Genomic DNA, 827 nt, shown 5'->3' on the forward strand with positions numbered 1-827 from the left:
GAGAGCCATCTATTGTATTCTTCCTCATCTAAATAATCAACCATGTTAATGTACTTAATATAATAAGTTATATTAATATTCCTCATTAAATAACCTAAATACACACTCATCTCAATATCAGCAGATTACTGATGTAGAGTTTCTGAGGAACGAAATTTTCTGTTTGTATAAACCTACATTTTAATAGTTATGTAACAGACCATCGGAAAAATAACAATAAAACGTATCACAATTAAAGAATTTTTAAAAAATTTCCCGATTCAAATAAATTTGAACAGCATGGTTTTAGTATAATGAAATCTAATTCGCTTTTTAAATGTGAGAGCTTATATTTTTGTTTGGTAAATATACTTTTATTTGCCTGCAGTATTGATATGGTTTCATTGGACACAAAAAATGTATAGCATTTATTGTTAAAAGATTTTGAAACGCCATTATTATACAATTTAAGTAGGCTCTCTAATATTTTCTTAGAACCGTTATATTTAGGTTCTATACTCTCAAAAATATTTTGTATTATTTCACCCTTATTTGTTGTATTACTAGTATTTTTTAGCTCAATAAAAAAGATTTGTTTACCTATAAATATTATATCACAATGTTTTAAACCGTTGTTTTTAAAGTGCTCTACGTTAAAAATTGCTGAGAAACTGGTTGGCAATTCTGCATAGCATTCATTTTCACCGAGTTTTGCCCATTCATTGTCCCCTTTTAACTTCTGAAAGTTAACTTCAGTCATTTTTATTTTCACCATTTTGGTCCTTTTGTGTTTTAGAAATAACACCAATGCTCCAGTTAAATAATCTATCTATGAAATCAGTAATTCC

The 827-nt window shown here is 27.4% G+C and carries 1 protein-coding gene; it reads right to left on the minus strand.

Annotated features, from left to right (window positions below; genetic code table 11):
- Nucleotides 1–232: 232 nt before the first annotated feature.
- Entirely contained in the window at nt 233–739 is a 507-nt protein-coding gene (locus AMDU4_RS10500) for a hypothetical protein (RefSeq protein ID WP_290705046.1), read from the minus strand.
- Nucleotides 740–827: the final 88 nt, after the last annotated feature.

The organism is Ferroplasma sp. Type II (assembly GCF_000496155.1).

Coding starts and splice junctions, on each gene's coding strand:
- AMDU4_RS10500 (WP_290705046.1), bottom strand. CDS start 739: ATGACTGAAGTTAACTTTCAGAAGTTAAAAGGGGACAATGAATGGGCA.